The organism is Isoptericola sp. NPDC057391 (assembly GCF_042668085.1).
Classification (GTDB): Bacteria; Actinomycetota; Actinomycetes; order Actinomycetales; family Cellulomonadaceae; genus Isoptericola.
Map to the genome: position 1 here is coordinate 1 of NZ_JBHVBO010000196.1, position 7,322 is coordinate 7,322.

At 74.4% G+C, this 7,322-nt stretch carries 6 protein-coding genes; 4 read left to right on the forward strand and 2 right to left on the reverse strand.

Annotated elements, in window-relative coordinates:
- Positions 1–138 precede the first annotated feature (138 nt).
- A complete protein-coding gene (locus tag ACFUVW_RS18110; protein WP_430572700.1) occupies positions 139–753 on the forward strand; it encodes a GyrI-like domain-containing protein in 615 nt (204 codons plus the stop codon).
- Between the two features lie 116 nt (positions 754–869).
- Complete coding sequence (locus tag ACFUVW_RS18115; RefSeq protein ID WP_430572701.1) at positions 870–1,883, forward strand: type IV toxin-antitoxin system AbiEi family antitoxin domain-containing protein; 1,014 nt, start codon at positions 870–872, stop codon at positions 1,881–1,883.
- A gap of 34 nt (positions 1,884–1,917) precedes the next feature.
- Here ACFUVW_RS18115 and ACFUVW_RS18120 read toward each other — a convergent pair whose 3' ends face one another.
- Both ACFUVW_RS18120 and ACFUVW_RS18125 read right to left on the reverse strand, forming a co-directional pair.
- On the reverse strand, positions 1,918–3,699 hold the full coding sequence (locus ACFUVW_RS18120) for an ABC transporter ATP-binding protein (protein WP_430572702.1): 1,782 nt from the start codon (positions 3,697–3,699) through the stop codon (positions 1,918–1,920).
- Positions 3,696–5,510, reverse strand: a complete 1,815-nt coding sequence (locus tag ACFUVW_RS18125; RefSeq protein WP_430572705.1) for an ABC transporter ATP-binding protein — start codon at positions 5,508–5,510, stop codon at positions 3,696–3,698. Before ACFUVW_RS18125 ends, ACFUVW_RS18120 begins: the two co-directional genes overlap by 4 nt.
- 69 nt (positions 5,511–5,579) lie before the next feature.
- Between ACFUVW_RS18125 and ACFUVW_RS18130 the strand changes: the two genes are divergently transcribed.
- Together ACFUVW_RS18130 and ACFUVW_RS18135 are read left to right on the forward strand one after the other, a co-directional pair.
- Positions 5,580–6,005: a DUF3817 domain-containing protein gene (locus ACFUVW_RS18130; RefSeq protein WP_430572703.1), complete on the forward strand. Its 426-nt coding sequence runs from the start codon at positions 5,580–5,582 to the stop codon at positions 6,003–6,005.
- Entirely contained in the window at positions 6,002–7,210 is a 1,209-nt protein-coding gene (locus ACFUVW_RS18135) for a ThiF family adenylyltransferase (protein WP_430572704.1), read from the forward strand. Before ACFUVW_RS18130 ends, ACFUVW_RS18135 begins: the two co-directional genes overlap by 4 nt.
- Positions 7,211–7,322 lie beyond the last annotated feature (112 nt).

The following is a 7,322-nucleotide window of genomic DNA, read 5'->3' on the forward strand; positions in this document are numbered from 1 at the left end:
GGGGGCCCCGGCGCCCCCCGCCCGGCCGGGGCCACCGCACTTTCACTGGCGGGGCTTAAATTCACCCACAAACCGGCCGTTTGAGGATCAATTCAGCACGCACGATGCGATGTCGGCGGCGGCTGCGAGGCTGTCGGCATGGCGAGCATCGACCTCAAGCGGGAGCCGCGGTTCCACTACCGGGCGGCGACGACGCCCGCGCTGGTGACCCTGCCGCCTCGGCCGTTCCTCATGGTCGACGGCGAGGGCGACCCCAACACCGCCCCGGCGTACCGGGAGGCGGTCGAGACGCTGTACCCGCTCGCGTACGCGCTGCGGGCCGCGGTCAAGGAGGCCACGGGCGACGCGTACACGGTCATGCCGCTCGAGGGCCTGTGGTGGGCGGACGACATGAGCCGCTTCAGCGTGGACGCCAAGCACGAGTGGCGCTGGACGCTGCTGATCAGCGTGCCGGACGCCGTCGAGCAGGTCGACGCCGCCGAGGTGATGGCGCGCGCCGTCGCGGCCAAGCGGCCGCCGGCCGGCGACCGGGTGCGCCTGGAGCGCTACGACGAGGGCGAGGCCGCCCAGGTGCTGCACCGCGGCCCGTTCGCCACGGAGCCGGAGACCATCGCCGGGCTGCACGCGTTCATCGAGACCGAGGGCCGGGCGCTGCGCGGTCTGCACCACGAGATCTACCTGTCCGACCTGCGCCGCACCGCCCCGGAGAAGCTGCGCACGGTGATCCGCCAGCCCGTCGCGCCCGGGAGCTGAATCGAGCGTGCTGACTTGATCCTCAAACCAGCTGTTTGAGGATCAAATCAGCACGCTCGATTCCTTCCTGTGGATGGGTGGGCGGGCCGCCTTCTCCACGATGGTGTCCTGGTCGCGTGTCCAGGCCTGCCGCTCCCGTCCCTCCACGACTGCTGGAGCGTGCCCGTCGGCAGGGCGGTCTCCTCGCGCTCCGGCAGTGCCTCGCCGCAGGGATGACGCGCGGGCAGGTGGCGCGCCGCCTCGACCGTAAGGAGTGGGAGCCGGTCGCACGCGGCGTCCTGGACACCGGTGCGGTCCAGCCTTCGACGGTCTCGGAGTCGTACGACCTGCGTCGTCGTCGCGCGGCGTTGCTGGGCCCGCTGGTCCACCCCGGCGGGATCGCCGTCGGAGTCTGCTCCCTGGTCCTGCAGGGGGTGCAGGGGGCGCCCGTCGACGTCGTCCCGCAGGTCGCCGTGCCGAGGTCGCGTCCGCGGACCGGGGGAGGCCCGGTCCGCGTGCGCAGGATCTTGGTCCCCGCGCCGGTCGAGGTCGACGGCATCCTGTGCGCGCCGCTGCGCGACTCGCTGGCGCTCGCGGTCCCGGCACTCCCGCGCCTCGACGCGGTCGCGATGATCGACTCGGCGTGGCAGCAGCGGATGATCGACGGTCCCGGGCTGTTGGTCGCCCGCGGCCTGGCGACGGGTCGGCGCGGCGCACGGGCGAGCTGGCCCTGGTGGGAGGACGCCGACCAGCGCGCGGAGTCGCCGGCCGAGTCGTGGGCCAGGATCACGTGCCTGGATCTGGGGATCCGTCCCGACGCTGTTCAGCTGCGGATCCAGGGGCGGGGCTGGGGTGCGCGCGTCGACCTCGCATGGTCCCTGCCGGACGGCACGCTCCTGCTCGTCGAGATCGACGGTGCTGACGTGCACTCCGCCCCGGAGGCGCTGTTCGCCGACCGGCGCCGGCAGAATCGGATCGACACCCGTCGCACGCTGGTACGCCGGTACAGCGGGAACGACGCCCGCAGCGGGCGCCTGGCGGCCGAGGTCCAGGCAGTGCTGACGGCGGCCTGCTGGCGGCCGCACCCGATCCCGGTCGACGCCGTCTACGACATCGAGCGTGCTGAATTGATCCTTGAACAGGCGGTTTGAGGATCAATCCAGCACGCTCGATGCATCGGCGGGGTTACTCGTGCTGCCAGCTGTGCCAGAGCCTGGCGTAGTCGCCGCCGGCGGCGACGAGGTCGTCGTGCGGGCCGATCTCGGTGATGCGGCCGCCGTCGACGACGGCGACGCGGTCGGCGTCGTGCGCGGTGTGCAGGCGGTGCGCGATGGCGACCACCGTGCGTCCGGTGAGCACGGCGTTGAGCGACCGCTCGAGGTGGCGGGCCGCCCGCGGGTCGAGCAGCGACGTCGCCTCGTCGAGCACGAGCGTGTGCGGGTCGAGCAGCACGAGCCGCGCGAGCGCGACCTGCTGCGCCTGGGCCGGCGTGAGCGTGTGCCCGCCGGACCCGACCGCCGTCTCGAGACCGTCGGGCAGCGCGGCCGCCCAGGACGCGGCGTCGACCGCCCCGAGCGCGCCCCACAGGGCGTCGTCGGTGGCCGACGTGTCCGCGAGGCGAAGGTTCTCCGCCAGCGACCCGACGAACACGTGGTGCTCCTGGGTGACCAGCGCGACGTGGTGGCGCAGGTCCTCGAGGGGCAGCTCGACGAGCGGCACGCCGCCCACGGTGACCGACCCGCCGGTGGGCGGGTGGATGCCCGCGAGCATCCGGCCGAGCGTCGACTTGCCCGCCCCGGACGGCCCGACGACGGCCAGCCGCTCGCCCGGGGAGAGGTCCAGGTCGATGCCGTGCAGCACGTCGTGGCCCTCGCGGTACGCGTACCGCACGGACCCTGCGCGCACGTCCTCCGACGTCGGGACCTCGGTGCCTGCCGTGCGGTCCGGTCCCACGAGCCCGACGCCGACGACGCGCGCCAGCGCGACGGCCGCGACCTGCAGCTCGTCGAGCCAGAACACGAGGTCGAAGACCGGGCCGCCCATCTGGTGGCCGTACATCGCGATGGTCGCGACCGTGCCCACGGTGGTGAGGTCCTGCGACACGAGCCAGCCGCCCCAGAGGATGACGACGATCGGCGCGATCGCGACCGCCGCGTCCAGGGCCGGGATGAGCCGCAGCCGCAGCCCGAGGGTGTACGACTCGGCGTCGAACGCCTCGCGCAGGTCCCGGTCGATGCGCCGCCGGATGCGCGCGCCGAGGTGGAGCGCGTCGGTGGTGCGTGCGCCCTCGACGGCCTCCGTGATGGACCCGTTGATCGTGGCGTACGCGGCGGACTCGCGCAGGTAGCCCGGCGTCGCGCGCTTGAGGTACCAGCGGGTGGCCACGACGATCAGCGGGACGCCGGTGAGCAGGCCGACCGCCACCAGCGGGCTCGCGAGGAACGACGCGACCAGCGTGAGCACGATCGTCACGACGCACACCAGCACCCGCGGGACGCCGAACCGCACGGCGTGCTGCAGCTTGTTCACGTCGTTGGTGGTGCGCGCGACGAGGTCACCGGTGCCGGCCTTCTCCACCGTGGACAGCGGCAGCCGCGTGACGGCGTCCATGAACTCCTCGCGCAGGTCCGCGAAGACCCGCTCGCCGAAGACCATGGACAGCCGCTGCGCGTACCGCGTGATGACGGCCTGCGCCACGACGGCGCCGACGAGCACCAGCGCGAGCGAGTCGACGGCGGAGAGGGTCGTGCCGGCGGCGACCTCGTCGATGATCCGGCCCAGCAGGAACGGCCCGGCCAGGCCGGCGAGCGCGGCGAGGGTGTGCAGCACCGCGACGCCGCCCAGCTGGCCGCGGTGGCGCCGGAACAGGCGGCCCACCGTGCGGTTGACCTCGGCGCGGTCGGCGATGGGCAGCAGGTTCGGGTTGGTGGGGCCGGACGACGCGGTCGCGGCGGCGGGGGCGCTCATCGTGCGGCTCCTTCCAGGTCGGTGTCGGTGAGGTCGTCGGTCTCGTCCTCGGCGGAGTCCTCCGCGGTGTCCTCGGCCATGCTGCGGCCGACGACGGCGCGGTACGCGGCGCCGTGGCCGTCGCGGCGGGCGAGCAGCTCGGTGTGCGTGCCGCTGGTGGCCACGGTGGCGTCGTCGTCCAGCAGCACGACCTCGTCCAGGTGGTCGAGCACGAGCGGGCTGGCCGTGACGACGAGCGTGGTGCGGCCGCGTCGGACCTCGGCCACCCGCTCGGCGATGCGGGCCTCGGTGTGGGCGTCCACCGCGCTGGTGGGCTCCACGAGCACGAGGATCTCCGGCTCGGTGAGCAGGGCCCGGGCGAGCGCGACGCGCTGCCGCTGCCCGCCGGACAGGGAGCGGCCCTTCTCGGGCAGCTCGCCGGCGAGGCCGCCGGGCACGCTGTCGAGCACGTCGTGCGCGTCCGCGGTGACCATCGCGGCCAGCAGGTCCGCCTCGGTGGCCCGGCCGCGCGCGTCGAGGGCCTCGCCGAGCACGCCCGAGAACAGGTGCGGCGTCGCCTCCGAGACGACGACGCGGTGGCGCAGCGCCTCCTTGTCGAGGTCGGCGAGCAGCACGCCGCCGAGCCGGACCGGCGTGCCGTCCTCGGCCTCGTCGTCGAGCCGCCCGAGGCGCGTCGCGACGCGCGCCGAGGCGTCGGGGTCGGCGCTCACCAGCCCGACGACGCGCCCGGGACGCAGCACCAGGCCGCTCGCCTCGTCGGCGAGCTCGGCCCCGGCGGGCGGGGCGTCCGTGGGCGTCGACGCCGACGGGGTGGCCTCGGTGACCCGCAGCACGTCGAGGATCTTGCGCGAGGAGATGACGGCGCGGATGACCATCTGCAGCATCTGCGTCGCCATCTGCACCGGCCAGGCGAGGAACGCCGCGTAGCCGTAGAACGTCACGAGCTGGCCGCTGGTGATCTCGCCGCGGACCGCTGCGCGGGCACCGAGCCAGAGCACGAGCGCGGCGAGCAGCCCGGGCAGCAGCACCTGCAGGCCGTCGAGCACCGACTGCAGCACGGCCACCCGCACACCCTGGTGACGCACCTCCTGCGACTGGCGCGCGTAGCGGGCGGCGAACTCGTCCTCGCCGCCGATGCCGCGCAGGATGCGCAGGCCCGAGACGGTGTCCGCGCCGAGCGACGTCAGCCGGCCCGTGGCCTCGCGCTGCGTCGTCTGGCGGGACTGCAGCGGCTTGACCAGCAGGCCGAGCACGGCCGCCACGGCGGGGATGCCGAGCGCCAGCACCAGGCCGAGCTGCACGTGCTGCGACAGCATGATCGCCACCACGACGACGTACGCGAGCACGCCGCCGGTGAACCGGCCGGCCATCGAGAACATGTCGCCGACGCGCAGCGCGTCGTTGGCGACGGCGGAGACGACCTCACCGGTCGGCAACTTGCGCGTGATCGCGTGACCCGCGCGCGAGGCCTTGTAGCCCACGAGCTGGGAGAACGACAGCGACGCCCGCACCCAGTTCTCGACGTCCCAGATGTGGTTGAAGATGCCCGCGACCACGATCACGGCGGCGGCGCCGAGCATCGCGCCGCACCACAGGAGCAGCTCGGGGCCGAACCCCTGGGACAGCCCCTCGTCGATGGCGCGACCGATGAGCAGCGGGGCCGCGGCCGACGCGAGCATCGCCACCACGCCCGCCACCAGCGACTTCGCGAGCACGTCGCGCTGGCGCCACCCCTGCCAGGCCAGGAGCCGGGCGGGGGACGTCAGGGGAGGGTTGCCCACGTCGGGCAGGGGGAGGGGTCGCACGAGGATCCAGCCTACGAACGCCCTCCGACACCGGGCCACGGATTAACCGCCCGGTTTCGCGCCTACCATGCTGGGGTGAGCACGCCGCAGCAGACCCCCGCCCCGCAGCCGTCGTCGTCACCCGCCGGCGGCGCCAGCCAGGCCCAGGCCGAGGCCGCCATCCGCAAGGCCCGCGGAGCCCTGAAGCGCTACCGGTTCATGGCGATCCTCACCGGTGTGATGCTGCTGATCCTGTGCGTCGAGATGTTCTTCAAGTACGTGGTTCCGGTCGACGTCGTGGTCGACTACATGGGCTGGGTGCCCTTCGCGCACGGCTGGATCTACGTGGTCTACCTCGTCACGGTGCTCGACCTGTGGTCCAAGATGCGCTGGGGCTTCGGCCGGCTCGCCACGATGGTGTTCGCCGGCGTCGTGCCGGTGATGTCCTTCATCCTCGAGAAGCGCGTGCACGCCGACGCGGACGCCAAGCTGGCGGCCCTCGAGGAGCGGTACGCGGCATGACGTCGCTCGCGCCCCTCGTCGCCCCCGGCCCGCCGCTCGACGCCGCGCGCCTCGCCCGGTACGCCCGGCACCTGCCGCTGCCCGGCGTGGGCCCGGAGGGGCAGCGCCGGCTCGCCGCCGCGCGGGTGCTCGTCGTCGGCGCGGGCGGCCTGGGTAGCCCCGCGCTGCAGTACCTCGCGGCCGCCGGGGTCGGCACGCTCGGCGTCGTGGACGACGACGTCGTGGACGTCTCCAACCTGCAGCGCCAGGTGGTGCACGGCACCGCCGACCTCGGCCGGCCCAAGGTCGAGTCGGCCCGCGACCGGCTCGCCGACCTCGCCCCCGACGTCGAGGTCGTGACCCACCCCGTGCGGCTGACCCCCGAGAACGTGCTCGAGATCGTCGGCGGGTACGACGTCGTGCTCGACGGGGCGGACAACTTCCCCACGCGCTACCTCGTCTCCGACGCGGCCGAGATCCTCGGCGTGCCCGTGGTGTGGGGCGCGATCCACCAGTTCGACGGCCAGGTCGCCGTGTTCTGGGGCGCCCCGCGGCTCGCGACCGGCGAGCGTGAGCGCGGCGTCACGTACCGCGACGTCTTCCCCGTGCCGCCGCCGCCCGGCACCGTGCCCGACTGCGCCACCGGTGGTGTGCTCGGCGCGCTGTGCGGCACGGTCGGCTCGGTCATGGCCACCGAGGCGGTCAAGCTCATCACCGGCGCGGGCACCACGCTGCTGGGCCGCATCGCCGTCTACGACGCGCTCGAGCTGTCGTGGCGGCAGCTCGCCGTCCGGCCGGACCCGACCCGCGAGCCCGTCGCGGAGCTGCTGGCCGACGACGCCGCGTACGCCGCGTTCTGCGGCCTGCCCGCGCCGGTGGGCGGGTCGGCCGACGCCGCGGGCACCGGCCTCGGTCCGGCCAGCATGTCCGCCCAGGACGCCGCGGCCCTGCTGGCGGGCGACGCCCCCGTGGCCCTCGTCGACGTGCGCGAGGACTGGGAGGCCCAGGCCCTGCCCGTCGCGGGCGCGCGCCTCGTCCCGAGTGGGGCGTTCCTCGGGCCCGACGGCGCGGACGTCGCGCGGGCCGAGCTGCCCGCCGACCGGCCGGTGCTGCTCGTCTGCGCCGCCGGCGCCCGCTCCGCGCGCGTCGCCGACGTCGCCCGCGCCGCGGGCCTCGACGCCCGCTCCGTCGAGGGCGGCGCCCCCGCGCTGCTCCTCGCCGTCTGACCGCGAGGCACGGACCCGCCGAGGTAGTCCCGAAATTGCCGAGGTAGTACGAGATCGCGCGAGGTAGTTCCAGGGCTGCCGAGGTAGTTCAACCCGTGCCGAGGTAGTGGAC